The following is a 24,526-nucleotide window of genomic DNA, read 5'->3' as shown; positions in this document are numbered from 1 at the left end:
GAGGTGGGAGGAGACAAGCGGCTGGTGGCGTACCTCGTGGCGAAGCCGGGGAGGAGGCTGGACGCGAGGGAGGTGGAGTCGGCGCTGCGCAAGGGGCTACCGGAGTACATGGTGCCGTCGGCCATCGGCGTCCTGGACGCACTGCCGCTCAGCGCGAACGGCAAGGTGGACCGCAAGGCGCTGCCGGATCTGGACGTCTCCGCGTCCCGGGCCGAGGACTTCGTCGCGCCTCGCGACGCACTGGAAGCCCAGCTCGCGAAGGTGTGGGAGGAGGTCCTGGGCGTGCGGCCTGTCGGTGTGCGTACCAGCTTCTTCGCGCTGGGCGGCCACTCCCTGCTCGCGGTCCGCATGGTGGCCGCGCTTCGAGAGCACCTGGGGCACCCCGTGTCCCTGGCCGCGCTGTTCCAGCATCCCACCGTGGAGGAACTGGCGAAGCTGCTGCGCGACGAAGCAGGAGGATGGTCTCCGCTCGTTCCGCTGGAGAAGGGTGACGCGGGACGCAGGCCCCTGTTCCTCGTGCACCCGGGTGGCGGCAACGTGCTCGCGTACCCGGAGCTGGCGAGGCTGCTGGGCCCCCACCAGCCCGTCATCGGCATCCAGGCCCGAGGGCTCCAGGCCGGCCATGCCGTGGTGGAGACCGTGGAGGAGATGGCCGCCCTGTACCGGGCCGCCGTCCGCGCCGAACAGCCAGAAGGGCCGTACCTCCTCGCGGGCTGGTCGCTCGGCGGCACCATCGCCTACGAGATGGCCCGGCAACTGCGCGCGGAGGGGCAGTCCGTGGGGCTCCTGGCGCTCGTGGATGCCTTCGTTCCCGGGGTGCAGCCGCCTCCGGGAGAGGCCCAGGCGAAGGACCCCGACGGACGCGTGCGCGTCGCCTTCGCCCAGACCGTGGCCCAGGCCTTCTCCCTGACCCTGCCCGTGTCGGAGGAGGCCCTGGAGGGCATGGACGACGAGGCCATGCTGGGCACGCTCCTCGCGGTGGGCATCCAGGCCCACCTCCTGGAAGAAGCGACCGGCCGCGAGCAATTGCGCGCCCTGTTTCGCGTCTACCAGGCCAACCTTCGCGCCATGGACCGCTACGTCCCGGGGCCCTACGAGGGCCCGGCGCTGCTCCTCGCCGCCACGGAGGCGCCACCCACCCCGGGGGTGCCCCGCCACCGCGGCTGGGAGCCCCTGGTGCGGGGGGGACTGGACGTGAAGGACGTTGCTGGGGGACACCACCAGCTCATGCAGGAGCCGTACGTGCGACACGTGGCCGCGCTGCTACGCGAGGCCTTGTTGGAGGAGAAGTCATGACCGTTGAGACATCTGAGACATCCCGCGCGGGCTCGCCATGGCCCAACCGCCTCATCCTGGCCGTCTGGTTCGTGTGCTTCTCCGTCGGCACCCTGGCGCACGTCTACATCGTGAAGACCTTCGGTCTGTTCGCCAATGATCCGGCCGACCCCCAGCCCATGCCGTTCGTGGTCGTGAACGAGCTGTTCACCGTCCTGAACCCCCTCACCATCGCCCTGCTCATCTTCAAGCGGCGGGCGGGCATCCTCTCCGCGCTGGGCGTGGTGGCGCTCGTCTACGTCCTCAACCTGGCCATGATGGTGTGGTTCTGGACCACCAAGCACCACCTCCACATCGCCTGGCTGTACCTCAACGGCACCATGGGGCTGTTCATGGCCCTCACCGCGAAGCGCCTGTGGCGGGCCGCCCCCCCGGCGAAGGCCCTCCCCCCGGCCGCCACCGCCAGTCCCACCTAGCCCCCGCCCCCCTGGCCGTCCCCCGGCCGGGTCCGGGGGCTCCTCCCCCGGGGACGGCCCTGGGGAAACCCCCGGGGGCCTCGCGCATCCTTGAGAAAGAGCGTGGCGGTCGCTATAAGCCCCGACCCACCTACAACGCTGGACCTCCCAACCCATCCTGGGTGGGGGCAAGGCGCACTGGAGAGAAGCACATGAAGCCCGAACTGCACCCGGTCTATCCGCCCGCCCGCATCACCTGCGCTTGCGGCAACGTCGTCGAGACCAAGTCCACCCGCGGCTCGTTCAGCGTGGAAGTCTGCTCGAACTGCCACCCGTTCTTCACCGGCAAGTACAAGCTGCTGGACACGGCCGGCCGCATCGACCGCTTCAAGAAGAAGTACGCGAACAACGCGCCGGCCGCCAAGAAGGGCGCCAAGGCCGCCGAGCCCGAGAAGGCGTAGTCCTTCCGTTCGACAGCATCCGCGGTAACCCACGAGCAGGTCGTGGAGGGCCTCGAAAGACAGAGGCGCTCCCGCCCTGCTCGCGGTGTTTCAACCCTCCGCGTGCGTCAAGTTTTCGAGCGCGCTTCCGGTGCTACAGCCAAATACAGGCAGGAAATTAGACGTAGCACCCAAGTGACCGCACAGTCCGCCGCGTCCCAAAGACGTCTGTCCCAAAGACGGAGGCGTGATGTTCGCGGAAGCTGCTGCCCCTGCCCTGAAGATTGTCCGACGCTCCCAGAACGACAGCGTCTTCGCGAAGCGCGGGGAGGCCTACACGCTGCTTCAGGGCGACAGCCTGGAGCTGATGGCCCAGCTGCCCGAGCAGTCCTTCGACCTCATCTTCGCGGACCCGCCGTACTTCCTGTCCAACGGCGGCACCACCTGCAAGAACGGCAAGCGCGTCTCCGTGGCCAAGGGCCAGTGGGACGTCTCCCGCGGGGTGGAGGAGGACCACGCCTTCACCACGAAGTGGCTCGCCGCCTGCCAGCGCCTGCTGCGCCCCAGCGGCACGCTGTGGGTGAGCGGCACCCAGCACGTCATCTTCAACGCCGGCTTCGCCATGCAGAAGCTGGGCTACAAGCTGCTCAACACCGTCACCTGGTACAAGCCCAACGCGAGCCCCAACCTGGCGTGCCGCTACTTCACGCACTCCACGGAGCTGCTCATCTGGGCCTCGCCGAAGTCCGGCGGCAAGCTCCAGCACGTCTTCAACTACCAGCGCATGAAGCAGGAGAACGGCGGCAAGCAGATGCGCGACGTGTGGGCCCTGCCGCGCAACGGTGACGAGGAGCTCACCGCCGACGGCGCCGGCCGCATGTGGACCCAGACCGCCCCGCGCGGCGAGGAGAAGGCCTTCGGCAGCCACCCCACCCAGAAGCCGGTGGCCCTGCTGGAGCGCATCCTGGAGGCGAGCTGCCCGGAGAACTCGCTCATCCTGGACCCCTTCAACGGCAGCGGCACCACCGGCGTGGCCGCCCTGAAGCACGGCCACCGCTACGTGGGCATCGACATGAACCCGGAGTACCTGACCCTGTCCAAGAAGCGCCTGGACGCGGCCCTGAAGTAGCCTGGCCTCACGCGCGCGCGAGGATGAGCTCCACGCCCTGCCGCGCGATGGGGTGGTAGCGCGCCCCGTGCTTCTCGAACGCCGCGCGCGCCACCTTCCGGTGGTCGCGCGACGAGGTGAGCACGCTGTAGAGCGGCTTCAGGTACTTCATCCGGCCCACCTCGCCCAGGAACTCCTCGGCCCGGGGGAGCACCGGCTCGAAGCCCGCGCGCAGCGCCGCCACCAGCCACGCCACCAGCACCTCCGAGTTGCGGCTGCGCGTGAGCGCGTAGCGCGCGTCCAGCTCCTGGAAGACGTCGCGGGCCGCGTCCGCCGGCATCGACTCCAGGTAGAGCTGCCACTCGGTGGGCGTCCAGTCCTTCACGTCCTCCTCGGACGGCACCTTCCCGCGCAGCTTGTCCAACGCCTCCAGCCGCGCGGAGTGGGGCCGCGGCGCGCCTTCGGGCACGCCCGGACGGTTCAGGTACGCCTCCGCGTCCACCTTCGCCAGCGCGCCCGGCAGCTCCTTCTCCGTGAAGCGGACGAACTCCTCCGTGGTGAGCGCCTGGAACCGGTACGTCGCCAGGTAGCGGCGCAGGAAGCCGTCGAAGGCGGGGCGACCCACCGCGTCCTCCAGCGCGCGCAGCAGCAGGTAGCCCTTCTCGTAGGGAATCTGGGAGAAGGCCTCGTCCGGGTCCACGCCCGACAGGTGCGTGCGCAGCGCGGTCAGCTGCGGGTGCGCGCGGAAGTGGTGCAGCGCCTCGTCCAGCGACCGGCGCCCCAGCGCCGCGTGCAGCGCCGCGACCTCCGGCCCCGCCAGCGCCTCCAGGATGCGGCGCTCGGCGAAGACCGTGAAGCCCTCGTTGAGCCAGAAGTGCTCCGCGGACGCGTTCGTCACCAGGTTGCCCGTCCACGAGTGCGCCAGCTCATGCGCCACCACGTTCACCAGGCTCTTGTCCCCCGCGATGAGCGTGGGCGTGAGGAACGTCAGGCGCGGGTTCTCCATGCCGCCGTATGGGAACGACGGCGGCATCAGCAGCAGGTCGAAGCGCTCCCAGTCGTACGGCCCGAACAGCGACTCCGCGGCCCGCAGCATGTCGTCCACGCCCGCGAACTCGTCCGCCGCGTCCTCCAGCGCCTCCGGCTCCGCCCACACCCGCGAGCGCGGCCCCAGCTCCTTCGACGTGAGGCTCCCCACCGCGAAGGCCAGCAGGTACGGCGGCACCGGCTGCGGCATCTCGAAGTGCTCCTCCGCCTCCACGCCGTGCTCCTCGCGGCCCACGAACGAGGCCGCCATCACGGACTTGAGCCCCTTGGGCACGCGCAGTGACGCGCGGTAGCGGATGCGCAGCCGGGGCGTGTCCTGCAGCGGCACCACGCTGCGCGCGTGGATGGCCTGGCACTGGCTGAACAGGAACGGCTGCTGCCCTCCCGCTGTCTGCGACGGGGACAGCCACTGCAGCGCGCTCGCCTCCGGGGACGTGCGGTAGCGCACCGTCAGCTGCTTCAGCCCCGCGGGCAGCTCGATGCGCAGCCGGCTTCCCAGAATGGCCTCCGGGGGGGAGAGGATGTAGGGCAAGGGACGACCCTGGGCATCCACCACCGCCCGGATGTCCAGGTCGCGGGTGTCCAGGTCCAGGGGCCCTGCTGACGCCTCCTTGAGGGTCAGCGTGGCCTCCGCGTGCAGGCGGCGCGTCCGGAAATCGACGCGGGCCTTCCAGTCCAGCGTTTCGGTCTCAGGCTGCGTGCTGTCGTTGTACGAGTGTGGGTCGAGGCGAGCCATGGGGGCTGACTTGTAGTCGGGGAGGCGACCTCCTGGCGAGCACACCCGACGGCAATGCCGGTTGACTTCCGGGTCAATCGCCTACATTTGTGCAGTCCCCTACTTCCTTTCAAGGGAGCCGATTTCCGATGACGACCCGGATCCGAAAAGTGGCGGTGCTTGGCGCTGGCGTGATGGGCAGCGGCATCGCCGCGCATCTGGCCAACTCCGGCGTGCGCGCCCTGCTGCTGGACATCGTTCCGCCCAAGGCCGCGCCGGGCGAGGACACCGCCTCCAAGGCGTTCCGCAACAAGTTCTCGCAAGGGGCCCTGGCCAACCTGCGCAAGGCGAAGCCCAGCCCCATCGTGTCCGAGCAGGTGCTCGCGGCCATCGAAGTGGGCAACCTGGAGGACGACCTCCATCGCCTGGCGGAGTGTGACTGGATCATCGAGGTGGTGAAGGAGGACCTGGCCGTCAAGCAGGCCCTGTTCGCCAAGGTGGAGAAGCACGCCCGCAAGGACGCCATCATCTCCTCCAACACGTCCGGCCTCTCCATCGTGGGCATGACGGAGGGGCGCGGCGCGGAGTTCAAGAAGAACTTCCTCGTCACCCACTTCTTCAACCCCGTGCGCTACATGAAGCTCCTGGAGCTCGTGGCGGGCCAGCAGACCGACCCGGCGGTGGTGAACGCCATCCACCGCTTCGGTGAAGAGGTCCTGGGCAAGGGCATCGTCTACGGCAAGGACACCACCAACTTCATCGCGAACCGCATCGGCGTGTACGGGATGATGCGGACCATCTCCGAGATGCAGAAGTCGGAGCTGTCCATCGAAGAGGTGGACAAGATCTTTGGCCCGGCCATGGGCCGCCCCAAGTCCGCCGTGTTCCGCACCGCGGACATCGTGGGCCTGGACACGTTCACCCACGTGGCGAAGAACTGTTACGACACGCTCACCCACGACGAGGAGCGCGACGTCTTCGCCGCCCCCGACTTCCTCCAGAAGATGGTGGAGAAGGGGATGCTGGGCGACAAGACCGGCGGCGGCTTCTACAAGAAGGACCGCTCCTCCGGCGGCAAGGACATCCTCGCGCTGGACCTGAAGACGCTGGAGTACCGGCCGCAGGCCAAGGTGCGCTTCGACTCGCTGGGCGCCGCGAAGGAGATCGAGAACGTCTCGGAGCGCGTGGCGTCCGTGATGAACGCGGACGACAAGGCCGGCAAGTTCGCCGAGCGCGTCACCCTGGACGTGCTGGCCTACTCCAGCCGCCGCATCCCGGAGATCGCCGACGACGTGGTCAACGTGGACCGCGGCGTGCGCTGGGGTTTCGGCTGGGACCTGGGCCCCTTCGAGGTCTGGGACGCGTACGGCGTGCAGAAGGGCGTGGAGCGCATGAAGGCGCTGGGCCTCAAGCCCGCCGCCTGGGTGGAGGAGATGCTGGCCAAGGGCCGCACGTCCTTCTACGGCGTGCAGGACGGCCGTGACACCTACTGGGACATCCCGTCCAAGTCGGTGAAGCCCGTCGTGGAGAACGCGCGCACCTTCCGCGTGGAGTACCTGAAGCGCGGCAACAAGAAGATCACCGGGAACGACAGCGCCACGCTGTGGGACATGGGCGACGGCGCCACGCTCCTGGAGTTCCACTCCAAGATGAACTCCATCGACGATGACATCATCGCGATGATGAACACCGCGCTCGACGAGACGGAGAAGAACTTCAAGGGCCTGGTCATCGGCAACGACGGCTCCAACTTCTCCGCCGGCGCGAACATCATGGCCATGCTGATGGCGGCCAAGAGCGAGGACTTCGACTCCATCCGCAAGATGGCGTCGGCGTTCCAGCAGGCCAACCAGCGCATGCGCTACAGCCCCGTGCCCGTGGTGACGGCGCCCTTCAACCTCACGCTGGGCGGCGGCGCGGAGGTCACCATGGGTGGCAACGCGGTGCAGGCCAGCGCGGAGCTGTACATGGGCCTCGTGGAAGTGGGCGTGGGCCTCATCCCGGGCGGCGGCGGCACCATGATGCTGCTGCGCAACGTGTTCGGCGCGTACGCGGCGGACAAGGACTTCGACGCGCTGCCCTTCCTCAAGAAGGTGTTCCTGGCCATCGGCACCGCGAAGGTGGCGACGAGCGCGGAAGAGGCGCGCGAGTTCGGCTTCCTGTCGCAGCAGGACGGCATCACGGGTAACCGCGACTTCCTCCTGTCGGACGCGAAGTCGCGCGTGCTGGGCCTGGCGAACGGCGGCTTCCGCCCGCCGCGTCCCACGCGCTTCCGGCTGCCGGGCCCCAACGGCGCGGCCACCATCGACATGATGCTGTACGACATGCAGCTCAACAATCAGATCAGCGCCCACGACCGGAAGATCGCGCAGAAGCTGGCGCGCGTGCTCTCCGGCGGCGACACCAGCCCCTCCGTGCTGGTGACGGAAGACAGGCTGCTGGAGCTGGAGATGGAAGCGTTCCTGAGCCTCATCGGCGAGGAGAAGACCCAGGACCGCATGATGTTCATGCTCGAGAAGGGCAAGCCCCTGCGCAACTAGCGCGAGGCGTTTACGAATGGGTTTCCAGACACGAAATCTGAAGCACGCCCGGACGCTGTCCGGGCAGGGAGACACCTGACATGTCCGGTCGAGTCGTGATTGCCAGCGCGGTGCGCACCCCCTTCACCCGCGCCCACAAGGGAGAGTTCAAGGACACGCGTCCGGATACGCTCGCGGCCCTTGCCATCAAGGAAGCCGTCGCCCAGGTCCCCGGCCTCAAGCCGGCGGACGTGGAGGACGTCATCCTCGGCTGTGCCATGCCCGAGGCGGAGCAGGGCATGAACGTGGCCCGCAACGCGAGCCTGCTCGCCGGGCTGCCGGACACCGTTCCGGGCATGACCATCAACCGCTTCTGTTCCTCCGGCGTGCAGTCGGTGGCGCAGGCGGCGCAGGGCATCAAGTCCGGCATGCTCCAGGTGGCCATCGCCGGTGGCACCGAGTCCATGACCATGGTGCCCATGGGCGGCAACAAGGTCTCCGCCAACCCGGAGATCATGGAGAAGCTGCCGGAGGTCTACACCTCCATGGGCGCGACCGCGGAGAACATCGCGTCGCGCTACGGCGTCACCCGTGAGGACGCGGACAAGTTCGCGGCGGAGAGCCAGCGCCGCGCGGCCACCGCGCGTGAGCAGGGCAAGTTCAAGGAGGAGATCTTCCCCGTCACCACGACGATGTTCGACGAGGACGGCACCCAGAAGCAGGTGACCGTGTCCGTGGACACCATCATGCGTCCGGAGACGACGGTGGAAGGGCTCGCGAAGCTGCGCCCGGCCTTCAACGCCAAGGGCGTGGTGACGGCGGGCAACGCGTCGCCGCTGACCGACGGCGCGGCCGCCGCGGTGGTGATGAGCGAGGAGAAGGCGAAGGAGCTCAACGTCAAGCCGCTGGGCTACTTCGTGGACTACGTGGTCGCCGGCGTGCCGCCCGAAATCATGGGCGTGGGCCCGGTGCCCGCCATCCGCAAGCTCCTGGAGCGCAACAAGCTGAAGATCGAGGACATCAGCGTGTTCGAGCTCAACGAGGCCTTCGCCGCGCAGGCGCTGTACTGCGTCCGCGAGCTGGGCATCCCCCAGGACAAGGTGAACCCCAACGGCGGCGCCATCGCCCTGGGCCACCCGCTGGGCGTGTCCGGCGCGCGCATGGTGGCCACCATCCTGCGCGAGCTGAAGCGCCGCGACGGCCGCTACGGCGTCGTCAGCATGTGCATCGGCGGCGGCATGGGCGCCGCGGCGCTGGTGGAGCTGGCGAAGTAATCCGCTTCACCTTCGCGCCCCCTGTCGCATGAAGGGGGCGCCGAAGGGGACTGTCAGGAGGCCGGGGCGTCCGGGTCGTGGACCGGGATGCCCGCCAGGCGCAGCACCCGCAGCGCGTTGGTGGTGTCCACCACCCCCTGCCGGAGCCGGTAGTCGAACACCATCTTCCCGTCCTCCAGGTGGTCGCGGAAGTGGACGTTCACCACGTGCGAGCCCGGCTCGTCCGCCAGCACCGCCAGGGACAGGTCATGCGTCGTCACCGCGCCGCACGCGCCGGAGGCGAGCAGCAGCCGCAGCACCTCGCGTGAGGCGATCTGCCGCTCGCGGGTGTTGGTGCCCAGGAGGATTTCATCCAGCAGGAAGAGGGCCTGGCCCTTCGCGGCGTCCGCGGCGTCCAGCACCAGCTTCAGCCGCTGCACCTCCGCGTAGAAGTACGACACGCCGCGCTCCAGCGAGTCCTTCACGCGCATGCTGGTGAGCACCTGCACCGGAGACAGCCGGAAGGTGGCCGCGCACACCGGCGCGCCCGCCAGCGCCAGCACCACGTTGGCGCCCACCGCGCGCATCAGCGTCGTCTTGCCGCTCATGTTGGAGCCGGTGATGAGCAGCGCGTGGCGCGCGCCGGGCAGGGACACGTCGTTGGGCACGGGCGCGTCCAACAGCGGGTGGCCCAGCGCGGTGGCCTCCAGGCGCGGGCCCTGGCCCTCCAGCTGGGGCCAGGCGAAGGCCGGGCGGTCATGGGCCAGCCCTCCCAGGCAGCAGAGGGCCTCCAGCTCCGCCAGTCCCTCGAACCACTGGCGCACGTCGCGGCCGTGCGCGGCGCGCCAGCCCTCCAGGGCGAAGAGGGCGTGGATGTCCCAGAGCGTGAGCCAGTGCACCAGCGGATGGAACTGGTGCCGCTTGAACTCGATGAGCGAGTACAGGCGGCTGAAGCGCCGGAAGAGCTCCGACACCGGAGGGCCCCCTTGCGCCCGCAGGCCGGACTGGAGCTGCTTCAGGCGCGGGTGTTCGAAGGCCTGCCGCTCCACCCGCTCGAACAGGGACGCGTAGCGCACGAAGCCGCGCTCGCCCCGCTCCACGGCCTCGTCCATCTGCCTCAGCGTGCGGCGCGTCACCACCGCGATGACCAGCTGCGCGAGCAGCCCCAGCCACACGGCGCTCTCGGGAAGCACGCCCACGATTCCCAGGATGAACAGGGCGAGCGTCACCGGAGGCAGCAGCACCGCCAGCGGACGAGACCAGCGGATGGCCTCCAGCGAGGGGCCGGCCTCCGCCCACTGGATGAAGAGGCCCGGGTCCGCCTTGTCCTTCGCCACCACGCGGGCCTCCACGCAGAGCTCCTGCCGGAAGTCCACGGCCGGCGCCAGCTCCCGCGCCGCCCCCTGCCGCGTCACCACCGTTTCCGCGCCCGCGGGGGAGGACAGCCACGCCGCCAGCCGCTCCTCGCCCGCGCGGGTCGCCGTCTCGTTGATGAGCTGGAAGAGGCTGCCCTGCCCAAAGACATCCAGGTCCGTCGCGTAGAGGTGGTTGGGGGAGAGGAACCGCTCTCCGGTGTCGGTGAAGGCATGCCAGCCGCCCTCCAGCCTCGCGAGCCCGCGCTCATTGAGGAGCGCGAACAGGCGCGCGCGCTGCTCCTTGAGGAACACCTGGTGGTGCAGCACCGCCAGCAGGCCGTAGACGGCGAGGGCGCCCAGCGCCGCCCACCACCAGGGCTTCGGCAGCCGGCCCAGCAACGTCAGCACCGCGATGCACGCGGCCACGACGAAGGCCACGGTGCGCAGGTTGGCGTACCGGGCGCTGACGCGGTCCAGGTCCGCCAGGTCCGCCTGGGCGGCCGCGCGGCGGTCGGTGTACGTGCGATGGGGACTGGAGGGCTCGGTAGGGGCGGGCACGATGGCCGCGCATGCTGTGCGGCCCTCCGCCCGAGGGCAAGCGCACAACGCACCCCGTCATGCCTCGCCGCCAATCGAGAACAGCCGCCGAACTGGAATAGCTATGAATCCGTCTTTTGCTGTTCTATGGCTGATACGGTGTCTCGGTTGTCTCACGCGCGCTCCTCGCGCGTGAAGGGACGGGACACATGACCATGAAGGGTTGGAAGTGGAGCGCGCTGCTGGCGCTGCTCCTGGGCACGCAAGCGGCCTTCGCTGGCACGGCGACTGTCTATTATTACACGCCGTACAAGGGCTGGGGCACGGCCTACGTCCACCACGACGCGGGGGGAGCCTGGACCAGCGTGCCGGGGACGTTGATGTCCACGGAGTGCGCCGGCTGGGCGGTGCGGGTCATCACCACCGGGACGGCCAGCACCTTCCAGGCTGTCTTCAACGATGGGCAGAACCACTGGGACAACGCCGCCGGAAATGGTGGCAACTACCTCCTGCCCACGTCCGGCACGCACCAGGTCAAGAACGGCCAGGTGCTGGCGAACGCCGGCTCGCCCTGCACGTCGACGGGGACCCACAGCGCGGAGGTCTTCTATTACACGCGCACGCGGGGCTGGAGCGCGGTGAACTTCCACTACTCGCCCACGGGGGGCACGTGGACGACGCCGCCCGGCATCCCCATGAACGAGACGGCCTGCACGGACTGGGTGAAGAAGACGGTGTCGCTGGGCTCCGCCACCGGGATGAAGGCGGACTTCAACAACGGCAGCGTCTGGGACAACAACAACGGCGTGGACTACAGCCTGGGCATGGGGCTCATCACGGTGAAGGACGGCGTCGTCACCGCCAACGCCGCGTCGCCATGCGTGGTCCTGCCGCCGGACACCACGCCGCCGTCGGTGCCCACGGGCGTCACCGCCACCGCGTCCGGCACGGCCATCAGCGTCGCCTGGAGCGCGTCCACCGACGACCGGGGCGTCACCGGCTACACGCTCACCCGCACGGGCGGCACGCTGGGCACGAAGAGCGTCACCGTCACGGGCACGGCGTACGCGGACAGCGGCCTGGAGGCCCTGACGACCTACAGCTACACGGTGAAGGCCTTCGACGCGGCGGGGAACACGTCCGCGGCGAGCAGCGCCGCCTCCGCCAAGACGGGCTCCGCGCCTCCGCCTCCCGCGCCGGGGACGCCCCTGGGCGGCGACATCCGCGAGGACTCCATCTACTTCGTGATGACGGCGCGCTTCTACGACGGCGACGCGAACAACAACCGCGGCGGCAGCATGCACGTGAAGTCCGGCAACGCGGCCAACAACGACCCGATGTTCCGGGGCGACTTCAAGGGGCTCATCCAGAAGCTGGACTACATCAAGGCGCTGGGCTTCTCCGCCATCTGGATCACCCCCGTGGTGCTCAACCGCTCCGACTATGACTACCACGGCTATCACGGCTGGGACTTCTACCGCGTGGACCCGCGCCTGGAGTCCTCGGGCGCCACCTACCAGGACCTCATCAACGCGGCCCACGCCAAGGGCCTCAAGATCATCCAGGACGTCGTCTACAACCACTCCAGCCGCTGGGGCGCGAAGGGGCTGTGGACCGCGAAGGTGTATGGCGTCCGCGACAGCCAGTGGAGCTGGTACTACGACGCGCCGGTGGCTGGCTTTGAGTACGACGGCCTCACGGTGGAGCCCACGACCGGCAAGTCCTATTACAACGGCGACCTCTGGTCGACGCCGGAGCCCGCGGGCAACACCTGCCGAAGCTGGGGCGTGCCCACGTCCTATACGAGCCAGGAGGGCTACCGCATCTACAACTGCCAGTGGCCCAACCCCACCACCGGCATGTTCCCCGCGAGCCTCTTCCACCAGTGCTGGATTGGGAACTGGGAGGGGGAGGACTCGCGCAGCTGCTGGATCCACGAGGACCTGGCGGACTTCAACACGGAGAACGCCACCGTGCAGGCGTTCCTCATCGACGTGTACAACCGCTACATCGACATGGGCGTGGATGGCTTCCGCGTGGACACCGCCGTGCACATCCCCCGCGTGACGTGGAACCGCCGCTTCCTGCCGGCCGCGCACTCCCACGCGGAGGCGAAGTTCGGCGCCAAGGGCCGTGACTTCTTCATGTTCGGCGAAGTGGGCTCCTTCGTGAACGACAAGTGGAACCGGGGCTCGCCCAACCACTCCGCGCAGTTCTTCACCTGGAAGGAGCGCAAGACATACAGCAGTGACGACGTGGCGGCGGCGCTGGAGCAGTACAACTACGAGCAGACGCAGGGCACGGCCAACCAGCCCACCTCCACCAATGCCTTCCTTCAAGGCAATGCATGGCATGCGCCGGACGCCAGCCAGTTCTCCGGCATGAGCGTCATCGACATGCGGATGCACATGAACTTCGGCGAGGCGAGCAACGCCTTCTGGAACGGCAAGGACTCCGACGACAGCTACAACGACGCCACCTACAACGTCGTGTACGTGGACTCGCACGACTACGGCCCCAACAAGTCCTCCACGCGCTACGCCGGGGGCACGGATGCCTGGGCGGAGAACATGAGCCTGATGTGGACGTTCCGGGGCATCCCCACGCTGTATTACGGGTCGGAGATCGAGTTCCAGGCGGGCAAGCCCATCGACTGCGGGCCCACCTGCGCGCTGGCCACCACCGGCCGCGCCTACTACGGCGCGAACCTGGAGGGCAGCGTCACCGCCAGCGACTTCGGCGTGGTGGTCAGCGCTTCCGGCGCGGTGGCCACCACGCTGAGCAAGCCCCTGGTGAAGCACGTGCAGCGGCTCAATCAGCTGCGCCGCCGCATCCCCGCGCTCCAGAAGGGGCAGTACTCCACCGAAGGCATCACCGGCGCCATGGCCTACAAGCGCCGCTTCACCGACGCGGCGAAGGGCGTGGACAGCTTCGCCCTGGTGACGGTGTCCGGCGGAGCCACGTTCAACGGCATCCCCAACGGCACATACACGGACGCCATCACCGGCGACGTGAAGACGGTGACGGGCGGTTCGCTGAGCGCGACGGTGTCTGGCAAGGGCAACCTCCGCGTGTACGTGCTCGACCTGCCGGGCAACCCGGCACCCGGCAAGGTCGGCGTGGATGGGCCCTACCTGAAGCCGTGAGGCCCGGGATGTGACGCACCGGCCCGGGGGCGCGCGGTTGACTTTCCGTGCGTCCCCGGGATTTGAATACGACGCGTGGTTCTCCGTCGGGCCGGGCGGTGTCCCACAGAGGGGGTTTCACCCCATGTCGTTTCCCAAGGTCGTGCTGGGCGGAGGGCTGCTCGTGGGCCTCCTCGCCGCGCCTCCCGCCGAGGCCCGCTTCGGCAAGAAGTCGGATGCGTCCGAGACGTCGAAGCCCGTCCACAAGGCGTCCGCCATTGGCGCGGACAAGGACGACGACGACGACGACGCGAAGCAGGATGAGAACCAGAACCGTCCGGCCAAGCCCCCGAAGACGGTGTCCTCCACGGATGACTGCTGCAGCTCCAGCGCGTCGGATGACGCGGCCGCCATCATCCTCGGCGCCGTCTTCGAGTTGATCTTCCGGGGCCTGGGCGAGGCCATCGCCGCCACCGGCACCCACCACATCGGCCACGGGGAGGGACCGGACGCGCCGCCTGACCGGGACTCGCTGCGGCACGCCGTTCCCTTCTCCGTTCACCTGGGCGTGCTGGCGGCGCCCCTCCAGCATGGCTCGGGGGTGGACTTCGCCATCGGCTGGGACGTGCGCCGCTTCGGTGTGGACCTGCGGCTGGTGCGGCTGGACAGCGAGTCGCTGATGGGGAACTCCCACGAAGCGCGCACCCTGGGTGAGCTGCACCTGACGTATTCGCCCATCGTCCGCGAGGAGGTCCGCATGCGCGCGGAGGTGGGCATCTCCACCCTGGACCTGCCCCAGCGCCTCTACGTGGGCCCCAGCCTGGGCATGTCCGTGGAGGCGTGCCTCCTGGGCCCCCTGGACGTGGAGGCGCGCATGCAGGTGACGCCCTTTCCCTACCGTCAGGCCGACCTGCGCGCCGGCCTGGCGCTGCACCTGGGCAGCCTCATGCTGCGCGGTGGGCTGCGCAGCCTCTTCCTGGAGTCCGAGCTGAGCCCCACGGGGCAAAGCCAGAACTTCGGCCCCGAGTTCGGCATGGGCTTCACGTTCTGAAGCGCGGGGCCCTGGAAACACCACGGGCCCGGCCGCGGAAGCTTGCTCGCGGTCAGGCCCGTTGGACGTCGCGGTCCCCGGCGGGGGGACGCGCGGCCTACTTCTCCTTGGAGGCCAGCTTGCGCAGGGCCTTCTGGTCACGCACGCAGAGGATGCGGCCGACGTTGCCCAGCACGCCCTCGCGCTTCATCTCGTTGATGAGCGTGGACACGAAGGAGCGCGATGCGCCCACCAGGTCCGCCAGGTCCTGCTGGGTGATGCCGCGCAGGTCCGTCTCACCGCCGTGCGGGCAGCGCTCGCCGTGCGCCTCGACCAGCGTGAGCAGGGTGTCCGCCAGCCGGGCCGGCACTTCCTTGAAGGTCAGGCCCAGCACGCGCTTGCGCAGCGACCGCACGCGGTCCGCGTAGGCGCGCACCACGTCCACCGCCAGGGCCGGACGGGCCTCCAACTGGGCGCGGAAGTCACGGCCCTCGATGCTCCACACCTCCGCCTCGCCCGCCGCCACGGCCATCTCCTCGATGGGCGTGCCCTCGGGGCGGAACAGCTCGCCGAACAGGTCGCCCGGGCGCAGGATGGACACCACCGAGCGGGTGCTGTTCTTGCCGATGCGCATCAGGCGCACGCGGCCGGACTTCAGCAGGTACACGCGGTCCGACGTGTCGCCGGGGCGGTAGATGGTCGAGTTGTGCGGGAAGGACTCGACCTTGAAGTACCCCTTGAAGTCGATGGCCTCCTGGCCCGGCACCAGCTTGTTCGCCGTCACCATCATCCCGGAGGACGTCGCCTGCAGCGGCGCCACGACATTGGAACCGATGGGGCCGAGAGGGCGGTTGAAGCCGTGCATGGGAATCTCCTGGGAAAGCGAAAGGCGGTGGGGAAGGTAGGTCGCTGTTGCTGCTGCGGACGGACCTTGCCCATTCCAAGAGGCGTGCCATGGGCACTTGAACTATTCCCGGGGGAACAGTTCCAGGAATGCCGGGTACTTAGCGCTACAGCACCGTTCCAGCCTTCGCACTGTGTCCGAAACCTGAAACAGAACGTTCAAACAGTCTGATCAGTTTGAACGAAACGTTCAGGCTGGCCCGGGACTGTCGGGCCAGGGACAGTGTCAGGAAGCATCCTTCACCGGATAAGGGTGAACCTGTGGACCATGCCCCTGTGCGAGACCGAACTTTTGAAGCTTTCGTTCAAGGGTCGGACGGCTGATTCCCAGAATCTGACACGTTCGACCTTTGTGGCCCTTGGTCGCGGCCATGGCCCGGGCGATGAGCTGCCGCTCGGCTTCTTCCAGGGTGGGGATGAGGCTCACATCGTCCACGGCGGGCGCGGCGAACATGGCGCTGGCGGCGCCGGGCGCGCGGGAGCCATCCGTTGGGCCGGGAGGGGCGGCTTCCAGGGCGGGCAGGTCGTCGCCCCGGAGCACGTCGCCGGGCGCGAGCACCACGGCGCGGGTGAGGACGTTCTCCAGCTCGCGCACGTTGCCGCGCCAGGGCAGCAGCGTGAGCCGCTCCATGACCTCGTGGGGCACGCGGGTGACGCGCTTGTGCACCTTCTCGTTGATGCGCTCCAGGAGGTGCTTCACGAGCAGGGAGATGTCTTCACGGCGCTCGCGCAGGGGCGGGATGAAGAGGGTGATGACCTTGAGGCGCTGGTAGAGGTCCTCGCGGAAGCGGCCCTGCGCGACCTCTTCGGCGAGGTTGCGGTGGGTGGCGGCGATGACGCGCGCGCGGAGCTTCACGCGCTTGACGCCGCCCACGCGCTCGAACTCGCGCTCCTGGAGCACGCGCAGCAGCTTCGCCTGGAGCATCAGCGACATGTCGCCAATCTCATCCAGGAACACGGTGCCGTCCTCGGCCAGCTCGAACTTGCCGGGCTTGCCGGCGACGGCGCCGGTGAAGGCGCCCTTCTCGTGGCCGAACAGCTCGCTCTCCAGGAGCGTGTCCACGATGGCGGAGCAGTTGATGCCGATGAAGGGGCGGGCTTCGTCGTAGGAGTAGTTGTGGATGACGCGGGCGATGAGCTCCTTGCCCGTGCCGCTCTCGCCGGTGATGAGCACGCTGGCGGTGCTGCCCGTCACCTTGCCAATCTCCTTGACCAGCTGCTGCATGGAGGAGCTGGTGCCCACGATGTCGCCCAGGCGGACGACGGCGTTCTCGCGGTGGACCTCGTCCGCGCGGCGGGAGAGCTGCCGGTACTCCAGGGCGCGCTCCACGACGAGGTCCAGGGCGGCCGGGTCGGGGAAGGGCTTGTGGATGTAGTCGAACGCACCGGCCTTCATGGCCCGGATGGTCGTCTCCATGTCGTGGTAGGCGGTGACGAGGATGATGCGCGCGTCGCCGCACAGGCCCTTCATCTCCTCGATGATCTCCAGCCCCGTCCGGTCCGGAAGCATCATGTCCAGGATGACGACGCTGGGCATGTTCTCCTGGGCGGCCTTGAGGCCCGCGGCGGCGCTGGTCGCGGTCACGACCTGGTAGCGCGGCTGCCCGTCCTGCTCGATCTCCTCGAAGTGCATCGTGAGGGTTTCGAGCAGCGACACGTCATCGTCGACGATGAGGAGGGTCTCCATGGGGTTCTCAGGCGGCGAACGTCAGCGTGAACACCATCCCCGGCTCCGCGCTCCCCTGGGCGGCCACGTCGCCCCCCACGCCCGTCATCACCCGCCGCAGGGCGGCCAGGGACAACCCCGCGCCTCGCGCCAGCCGCGAGCCGAAGGGATCGAACAGCGTGCCGCGCTCCTCGGGAGGCAGGGCCGCCGCGGGATCATCCAGGATGAGGCTCACGTGGCCCGGGGCGGCCTGACGCAGCGTCACCTGGACGCGGCCTTCCTCGGGGAGGCCCATGGCGACGTTGAGCAGGACCTGGGCGAGCACGGGCCTCAACCGGTTGGGATCCACCCGCACGCGGGGCAGGTCCCCTTCTTCTTTCACCTCCACCTCGATGCGGCGCTCGGCGAGTTCAGGCGCGACCATGGCGGTCGCCTCCTGGACGACCGAGCGCAGGGGGTGGGCGTCCAGGTTCGCGGCGCTCTCCCGGCCATACTCGGAGAGCAGCCAGAGCATGCGCTCCATGGTGCGGATCTCCCGGTTCGCGATGGTGAGCCGCCGCTTGTCCCGGTCCGACAGGCCGGTGTTCCGGGCCAGGGTCTGCACGGCCATCTTCACGGAGGAGAGCGGGTTGCGGATCTCATGGCTGAGCGACGACGACAGCTTGGAGATCTGCACGGGCGGTGCGCCCTCCAGGACGGCGCCCAGGTCGAGCACGCCCGCGGCGGCCTCCTCGCCGTCCATGCCCAGCATGAGGCGCAGGTGGGAGGGGGGCGGGCCGCCGGAGGCTCCTCCGGTGGACACGGTGACGAACTCCACCGCGCGGCGGTTCTCGCGGGCGCGGGCATCCAGCTCGCGGGCGCGCTCCTGGGTGACGCCGAGCGCCGAGTGCAGGGGCATGCCCACCAGGCTCTTCGCCTCGCGGCGCAGCACCTGGGCGCAGTCGCCATCGGCGCGTGTCACCCGGAGGTGGGGAGACCAGGCGAGCTGAGCGGCTTGCAGAAGTTGGGCGTTCATTGGTGGGCCTGAAACATACCGGTTAACGTCGCGCGCTGTCCTTATGCCCAGCACTCCACGTCCTCCGAAGAACCTTGTGGCTGCCCTCCTGTTCCTGTCCGGGGCGACCGCGCTCGTTTACGAACTGGTCTGGTCCAAATACCTGGGGAACGTCCTGGGGAACAGCGGCCAGGCGCACGCGGTGGTGCTGGCCACCTTCATGGGGGGCCTGGCGTTGGGGGCCTTTGTCTTCGGGCGGACAGCGGACCGGGTGAAGAGTCCGCTGGCGCTCTACGGACTGCTGGAGCTGGGCGTGGGGCTCTATGCGCTGGCGTTCCCCTATGTGCTGGGCGCGCTGGAGCACCTGTGGCTGGCGCTGGCGCCGCACGTCCCGGAGGGACTGCGGGTGGCGCCCAGGCTCCTGGTGTCGTCACTGTCGCTGGTGGTGCCCACGCTGCTGATGGGCGGAACGCTCCCCGCGTTGGTGCGCCACTTCGCGGCGAGCCTCGCCAGCGTGCGGCGGGAGCTGGCGCGGCTGTACGCCATCAACAGCCTGGGGGCGGCGGTGGGGGTCTACGTGGCGGGCACGCGGCTGGTGCCGCTGGTGGGCCTGTCGGCGTCCGCGCAGCTGGCCGCGGGGCTCAACGTGTTCCTCGCGCTGGCGGCGCTGGCGCTGGCGAGGCAGCACCCGCCCGCGGTGGTGGTGGGGGCGGCGCCGGCGGTGGAGGACGTGGCCTATCCACGGCGCGCGGTGCGTGCGGCGCTCATCGGCGTGATGCTGTCGGGCTTCACGTCGATGCTGTACCAGGTGACGTGGATCCGCCTGCTGTCCATCGTGCTGGGCGCCTCCACGTACGCCTTCACCCTCATCCTGACGGCGTTCATCCTGGGCATCGGCCTGGGCAGCTTCTGGCTGATGACGCGCAAGGAGGGCGGGGACTCGCTGAAGCTGTATGGCTGGACGCAGGTGGGGCTGGTGGTGAGCCTGTGCGTGGCGCTGCCCCTGTACGTGCGGCTGCCGCACCTGTTCCGCTGGTCGGAGTGGATGCTGACGCGAGCGGTGGAGACTTGGCCCATCTTCCAGGCGGTGACCTTCGGGTTCTGCTGCGTGGTGCTGCTGGTGCCCACGTTCATCATGGGGGCGGCGTTCCCCGCCGCGGCGCGGGTGGCCACGGCGAAGGTGTCCGAAGTGGGACGCGAGCTGGGCGGCGTGTATCTGTGGAACACGGCGGGCACGCTCACCGGCTCGGTGCTGGGTGGGCTGGTGTTGATGCCCTTCTGGGGCATGCAGGGCAACTTCATCGCGGGTGCCGTGGCGAACCTGGTGGCCGCGGGGTTGGCGTTCAGCGCGCTCAACGCCCGGAAGGAAGGGGAGTCCGCGCCCGCGGTGCCGCTGTGGCGCACGCTGGCTCCGGTGGGCGTGGCGGCGGTCCTGGCGGCGGTGGTGTTGGGGAGCATGCAGGGGTGGCCGCAGCGGCTGTCCAACATCGCGGCGGTGCGCGCGTACAAGAAGCCGCCGGAGAGCTACGCGAAGCTGGTGGAGGACACGGAGAAGCAGATCATCCCCCGGTTCTACGCGGACGACACCTTCGCCACGGTGATGGTGGGGGATCTGGCGCACGAGGACCTGCGCTTCATGAAGATCAACGGCAAGACGGACGCCACCAACGGGGGCGACATCGAGACGCAGGTGATGGCGGGCCACCTGGGGGTGCTGCTCCATCCGCGTGAGCCGAAGAACGTGCTCCTGGTGGGCTCGGGGGCGGCCATCACCGCGGGCAGCGTGCTGGCCCACCCGGTGGAGCGGCTGGACATGGTGGAGATCTCCCCGGCGGTCATCGAAGCGGCCCGGTTGTTCAAGGCCGACAACCGCAACGCGGTGGATGATCCGCGCACGCACGTGCACATCGACGACGCGAAGACGTTCATGGCGCTGGCGCCCATCAAGTACGACCTCATCGTCAGCGTGCCGTCCAACCCGTGGGTGACGGGCGTGTCGGGCCTCTTCACGCGCGACTTCTTCCAGTTGGTGGACAAGCACCTGACCGACGACGGCGTGCTGGTGCAGTGGATCCACACGTACGAGAGCAACCGCGAGCTGGTCCGGCTGGTGATGCGGACGCTGCACGACACCTTCCCGCACGCCACGACGTGGCTGGGGCCGGAGGACCTGGTGATGGTGGCCAGCCGCAAGCCTCTGTCATTCGACGCGGCGGCGGTGGCCGCGCGCATGGCCCGCCCGGACGTGAAGGCGGATCTGGCCCGGGTGGAGATCCACGACCTGTTCGGTCTCCTGTCGAAGCAGGTGCACACCGAGGCAGGTCAGAAGGACTTCGCGGGGGAGGGGGCCATCAACACGGACGACCAGAACCTGCTGGAGTATGCCTCGCCGGTGGCCTTCTTCCTGGCGAACCTGGACGTGCGCGTGAAGGACGAGCGCCGTGCGCCGGACAGCGGCCCCGGGTTGTTGTTGCATGACTACATGCGCGAGCACCCGCCCACCGCGGAGCAGGTCGCGGGGCTGTACCGGAACGTGGAGCGTTACCATTCGGAGAAGGATCCGGTGGTCCGGGGCGTGGCGGCGCTGTGGCGCTCCCTGGCTCCGGAGGATCCCGCGTCCGCGTTCGCGCTGGGCCGCGCGGTGCTGGCGCAGGGCGACCTGACGTTGGCCGCGTCGCTGCTGGAGCCAGAGGTGGCCCGGGGAGGGCGCTCACCGGCGCTGGTGACGGAGTACCTGAAGCTGGTGACGGCTCAGGCCTGGTCGACCCGCACGGTGTGGACGCCGCGAAACGCCGAGGGCGCCCTGGCGGTGGGCCGGGAGGTGGCGGCGCGGTATCCCCAGGACGACAAGCTCCAGAAGGCCTTCAAGGCCTACTGCGAGGCCCTCCCTCCGGCCGCCTGCGAAGGCACTTCCGGTGCGCCGACGGCGGCGCCTGGCGCGCCGTGAAACATGTGCTGGAGCGGCTTGAGTGGCTCTAGACCCGCGATATTCCTTGATCCGACCCCCCATCCTCCCGATGACGGATGGAGGTGCTTGCTCGCCCGGTGTACTGTCCGTATCGACCCTGACTTCCCGCAGGGTGTGTCTCTCCACCGCTGCAACGACCCCTGGAGTCTCCCATGAACGCGATCGCGAAGGCCCCGAAGAAGCAGTTCCGCAAGAACCGTGGTCAGGGCATGACCGAGTACATCATCATCGTGGCCCTCATCGCGATCGCCGCCATCGGCGTGATCACGCTGTTCGGCGACAACATCCGCAAGCTGTTCGGCGCCTCGGCCGCCGCGCTGGCCGGTGAGGACAACGTGCAGAACGACGGCGCGCTGGCGACCGACGCTCTGAAGAAGAAGACGATGAAGAACTTCGGTCAGAACAACACCTACAACTGAGCCACCTCGGTTGTGTGGAAATGGCAGGTCCCTCCAAGTGGAAGGGCCTGCCATTTTTCTTTGCGGGGCAGGGGGCCCAGAAGGGTGCGCGGCCGGCTACCGCGTGCCTGAGGCCGGGCGGGGCATGGGGGAGAAGCCCAGGCGGCGCAGCATCACCTGCCGGATGGAGGGGATGCGGAAGCGGAAGATGAAGGCATCCGCGAAGTAGTGGGCGAGCACCGTCGCGAAGCCGAGGCACGTCAGTCCACGGAGCAGGGGATGCGCCTGCGTGCCCCCGCCGATGCCCAGCGGGCCCTTCATGGGGCCATCCAAGAGGAACCCGTGGACCACGCCCAGCGCGAACAGCGGAAGCATGGACGCGACCATGGCGGGCCAGATGAGCTTCTGGCGGAGGCGGGGGGCGTCACCTTCGCGCGGCTCCAGCATGCGGGCGCTGAGGACGTAGTACTCCAGGCCATGCATGCCTGGGAGCATCACGTAGCCCCAGGAGGGGGCCACGAGCGCGAGCCCGGTCGCGGTGGCCATGCCCAGCAGATAGAGCACCTTGGGTCCGCTGGCGGTGCCGGAGCGGAGCACGGCGCGGAAGAGCAGCAGGAAGTAGCCCAGCCAGAGCGCGATGAGCAGGGGCAGTGTCTGCCACGGGAGGACGGCGCCCTGCCCCACGTCGAGGTAGGCGGGGGCGTCAGGGGCGGCGGACTCGGCGACGAAGAAGATGCGCGTGAGGAGGATGGACAGGAGCAGCGGGACGTAGAGCTGCTGGAGCTTGCGCTCGAGCGGTGAGGGCGCAGGCAGTCCCTCCTGGCTGCCGCGCAGGCCGTGCAGCGACCACAGGCCCCGGTGCTGGGACAGGGTGTGGTGCATGCCGAAGACGTTGAAGATGACGGCCACGGCGAAGGTGTGGATGGAACGGTCCACGTAGAAGGTGAAGAACAGCGCCGCGCCCACCGCGAGCATGGCGACCGCGCCGGCGAGGACAGTTCGCGGCTGGTTGGGGGCGGCGGTGAGCACGTCGCGGTGCACGCCGAAGAGCAGGAACGTAAGCACCACGTGCGTGGCGTTGCCGAGGAGGTTCTGGGCGGTCCAGCCCAGCAGCCGGTGCGCGCCATCCGCGGCCCCGGGCGCGAGGACGGCGCTTGCGCCGGCGGCGACGAGGGTCAGGGCCAGCGGAATGCCCAGGATGGCGAGGTCGGCCCGGGGAGAGAACAGCCACAGACGGTGAAAGCGAAGGGCACCAGGGGCTTCCGGCGTGGCTTGCTCCTTGGCGGTGGCGACTCCGGTGGGCATCGAGGTCATGGCACGTGGAGTATACCGGGTCATCCCGGCCCCAAGAATCCGCACCCCCATTGGGCCGCCGTGGCTTCAGGGCGAAGAGCTGCGCCGCCATGGAATAGCCATGGATGATAGGGGGCGATGCGAGCTTGTACCGGAGTTTTGGGTGTCTGTGTGTGGGTTGCCTGTGCTGCTGGCCCTGTTGTCGTTTCGCAGGAGGGGGGACGTATTGGCACTGCAGCCGGTTCGGAAGCTGCCCAGGCGACTGGCGTGAGTCGGAGGTGCTTATCGGTGAAGTTGGCATTCCCCCGGTCCACATCGCCTTCACGAACAGACCCAATGACGACACGATTATTTGTGGACGTCGTTGGCGCTGTGGATGTGACGACGAGCAGCCCTGACTCAAGCGTCGGCTAATCGGGCCACTCTCCAGGGGGCGTTATCATGTCGTGAGTGCGTCTTGTGTAGTGACGGTTGTTTGTTGGTTTTGGAGGTGCAGGGTGAGGTGGTCCTTCATTGTTGATGGAATGATGACGAAGATTGGGCAGCTTGATCCAGGGGTGGCGGCGCTGTCGCCCGAGGAGTCAGCGGAGTTTCGTGCGCGCTGGTGGATGGTCTTTTTGCCTGGGATTCCGCCGGACTGGAACGTACGTGACGCAGCGATTTCCATGTCTAAGTACGTGAGTGTGCCAAGGGCCTCCAAGGCAGAGGTTCGATATTCGCGGCAGGTTGGTGGTTCTTTTTATTTGATGTCCGAGCCGCAGGTGCCGGTGTTTCGGTTTTCTTCTGGTGTGCCCCCGAATCTGGGTGGTCTGTCCAGTTTGATCTGGGGGCCGGGCGGGACGCCGTGGGTTGATGGGTGTGTGGTGTGCGATGCCGCGTTGTCCTGGTCCTTGGTCGTTGCCCACGATGGCCCTTTCTTCCTGACGCGGCGAAGCAGTGGCGACGACTCCGCCGATTAGCAGGGCCTCATCTGACGAGATCGTCGAGGCCTGGTCTTCTCGGGAGATGCGCGAAGTGCGTGCCACTCCGGAGCCGCGGCGCCGAGCAATCATGAGGGCCATCCGTGGTGAGGGCCTGTCGTGCATATGCGGATTGCCCACCTGCTGGGCATTGGTGCGGTGACGGTCAGTCGCGTCCTGCTGGTAGCCTTGATGAGACTGAGGAGCCAAAGGCTTAGAACCTATTTCGGTAGGGAAGAAGGTCGGCCTCCAGTCGTGTTGAAGCGGTAGGAGGGTGCGGCCATGGGGTAGTGAAGAAGGACGACGGCTGGCGGGTGCCGGACGAGCTGTGGCGCCGTATTGAGCCGCTGCTGCCGGCACGTCCGGAGCACCCGCTGGGGTGTCATAACCCGCGAGTGCCTGACCGACAGGCGGATTCAAGCGGTCGTCGCAACGCCTCTTGGTTGAAGTGAACGTAGATGAGTGTTCAGCACCTCGGAAGGTGTC

The 24,526-nt window shown here is 68.5% G+C and carries 17 protein-coding genes and 1 pseudogene; 12 read left to right on the top strand and 6 right to left on the bottom strand.

The features are described 5' to 3' along the window. From FOF48_RS35615 to FOF48_RS35605, 4 genes are all read left to right on the top strand, one after another. The coding region (locus FOF48_RS35615; RefSeq protein WP_143909380.1) for an alpha/beta fold hydrolase at positions 1-1,296 on the top strand (1,296 nt) is incomplete at its 5' end. Next, a complete protein-coding gene (locus FOF48_RS36695; RefSeq protein ID WP_161666577.1) occupies positions 1,293-1,751 on the top strand; it encodes a hypothetical protein in 459 nt (152 codons plus the stop codon). The genes FOF48_RS35615 and FOF48_RS36695, both read left to right, overlap by 4 nt. 191 nt (positions 1,752-1,942) lie before the next feature. Continuing rightward, positions 1,943-2,191 (top strand): 50S ribosomal protein L31, encoded by a 249-nt coding sequence (rpmE, locus tag FOF48_RS35610; RefSeq protein ID WP_143909378.1) that lies wholly within the window; start codon positions 1,943-1,945, stop codon positions 2,189-2,191. 229 nt (positions 2,192-2,420) lie between these two features. Beyond that, on the top strand, positions 2,421-3,299 hold the full coding sequence (locus FOF48_RS35605; RefSeq protein WP_143909375.1) for a site-specific DNA-methyltransferase: 879 nt from the start codon (positions 2,421-2,423) through the stop codon (positions 3,297-3,299). A gap of 7 nt (positions 3,300-3,306) precedes the next feature. Here the strand turns inward: FOF48_RS35605 and FOF48_RS35600 are convergent, their stop codons facing one another. Continuing rightward, entirely contained in the window at positions 3,307-5,061 is a 1,755-nt protein-coding gene (locus FOF48_RS35600; protein ID WP_143909373.1) for a M1 family metallopeptidase, read from the bottom strand. Positions 5,062-5,189: 128 nt separating this feature from the next. Between FOF48_RS35600 and FOF48_RS35595 the strand changes: the two genes are divergently transcribed. Both FOF48_RS35595 and FOF48_RS35590 read left to right on the top strand, forming a co-directional pair. Next, positions 5,190-7,580, top strand: coding sequence for a 3-hydroxyacyl-CoA dehydrogenase/enoyl-CoA hydratase family protein (locus FOF48_RS35595; RefSeq protein WP_143909371.1), 2,391 nt, complete (start codon positions 5,190-5,192; stop codon positions 7,578-7,580). Positions 7,581-7,660: 80 nt separating this feature from the next. After that, positions 7,661-8,833 carry a thiolase family protein gene (locus FOF48_RS35590; protein ID WP_143909369.1) on the top strand — a complete coding sequence of 391 codons (1,173 nt, stop codon included), beginning with the start codon at positions 7,661-7,663 and terminating at the stop codon, positions 8,831-8,833. A gap of 53 nt (positions 8,834-8,886) precedes the next feature. Here the strand turns inward: FOF48_RS35590 and FOF48_RS35585 are convergent, their stop codons facing one another. Further along, the gene (locus tag FOF48_RS35585) at positions 8,887-10,725 is read right to left on the bottom strand and encodes a DNA mismatch repair protein MutS (RefSeq protein WP_143909367.1); all 1,839 of its coding nucleotides are present in this window, start codon (positions 10,723-10,725) and stop codon (positions 8,887-8,889) included. A 194-nt stretch (positions 10,726-10,919) separates the two neighbouring features. Between FOF48_RS35585 and FOF48_RS35580 the strand changes: the two genes are divergently transcribed. Further along, complete coding sequence (locus FOF48_RS35580; protein WP_255443048.1) at positions 10,920-13,850, top strand: carbohydrate binding domain-containing protein; 2,931 nt, start codon at positions 10,920-10,922, stop codon at positions 13,848-13,850. A 124-nt stretch (positions 13,851-13,974) separates the two neighbouring features. Further along, positions 13,975-14,880, top strand: a complete 906-nt coding sequence (locus FOF48_RS35575; RefSeq protein WP_143909363.1) for a hypothetical protein — start codon at positions 13,975-13,977, stop codon at positions 14,878-14,880. A 97-nt stretch (positions 14,881-14,977) separates the two neighbouring features. Here FOF48_RS35575 and mrpC read toward each other — a convergent pair whose 3' ends face one another. The 3 genes from mrpC to FOF48_RS35560 form a co-directional block, all read right to left on the bottom strand. After that, a complete protein-coding gene (gene mrpC / locus FOF48_RS35570; protein ID WP_014395195.1) occupies positions 14,978-15,724 on the bottom strand; it encodes a Crp/Fnr family transcriptional regulator MrpC in 747 nt (248 codons plus the stop codon). A gap of 264 nt (positions 15,725-15,988) precedes the next feature. Then, positions 15,989-17,449, bottom strand: a complete 1,461-nt coding sequence (locus FOF48_RS35565; RefSeq protein ID WP_143909361.1) for a sigma-54 dependent transcriptional regulator — start codon at positions 17,447-17,449, stop codon at positions 15,989-15,991. A 7-nt stretch (positions 17,450-17,456) separates the two neighbouring features. Continuing rightward, a complete protein-coding gene (locus FOF48_RS35560) occupies positions 17,457-18,443 on the bottom strand; it encodes a sensor histidine kinase KdpD (protein ID WP_143909359.1) in 987 nt (328 codons plus the stop codon). A gap of 76 nt (positions 18,444-18,519) precedes the next feature. On the opposite strand from FOF48_RS35560, the gene FOF48_RS35555 reads away from it, so the two are divergent. Beyond that, complete coding sequence (locus FOF48_RS35555; RefSeq protein WP_255443046.1) at positions 18,520-21,369, top strand: fused MFS/spermidine synthase; 2,850 nt, start codon at positions 18,520-18,522, stop codon at positions 21,367-21,369. Positions 21,370-21,542: 173 nt separating this feature from the next. After that, positions 21,543-21,809 carry a hypothetical protein gene (locus tag FOF48_RS35550; RefSeq protein WP_143909355.1) on the top strand — a complete coding sequence of 89 codons (267 nt, stop codon included), beginning with the start codon at positions 21,543-21,545 and terminating at the stop codon, positions 21,807-21,809. Between the two features lie 96 nt (positions 21,810-21,905). On the opposite strand, the gene FOF48_RS35545 is transcribed toward FOF48_RS35550, so the two are convergent. Then, positions 21,906-23,102, bottom strand: coding sequence for a hypothetical protein (locus tag FOF48_RS35545; RefSeq protein ID WP_143909353.1), 1,197 nt, complete (start codon positions 23,100-23,102; stop codon positions 21,906-21,908). Positions 23,103-23,578: 476 nt separating this feature from the next. Between FOF48_RS35545 and FOF48_RS35540 the strand changes: the two genes are divergently transcribed. Then, the gene (locus FOF48_RS35540; RefSeq protein ID WP_143909351.1) at positions 23,579-24,040 is read left to right on the top strand and encodes a hypothetical protein; all 462 of its coding nucleotides are present in this window, start codon (positions 23,579-23,581) and stop codon (positions 24,038-24,040) included. Positions 24,041-24,354: 314 nt separating this feature from the next. Further along, positions 24,355-24,453 (top strand): annotated as a pseudogene (locus tag FOF48_RS35535) (IS5/IS1182 family transposase); the annotation flags it as partial. Positions 24,454-24,526 lie beyond the last annotated feature (73 nt).

Source organism: Corallococcus sp. Z5C101001, assembly GCF_007352635.1.
Classification (GTDB): Bacteria; Myxococcota; Myxococcia; order Myxococcales; family Myxococcaceae; genus Corallococcus; species Corallococcus silvisoli.
The sequence above is the reverse complement of the archived record's forward strand: the minus strand, read 5'-3'. Positions and strand labels throughout refer to the sequence as shown.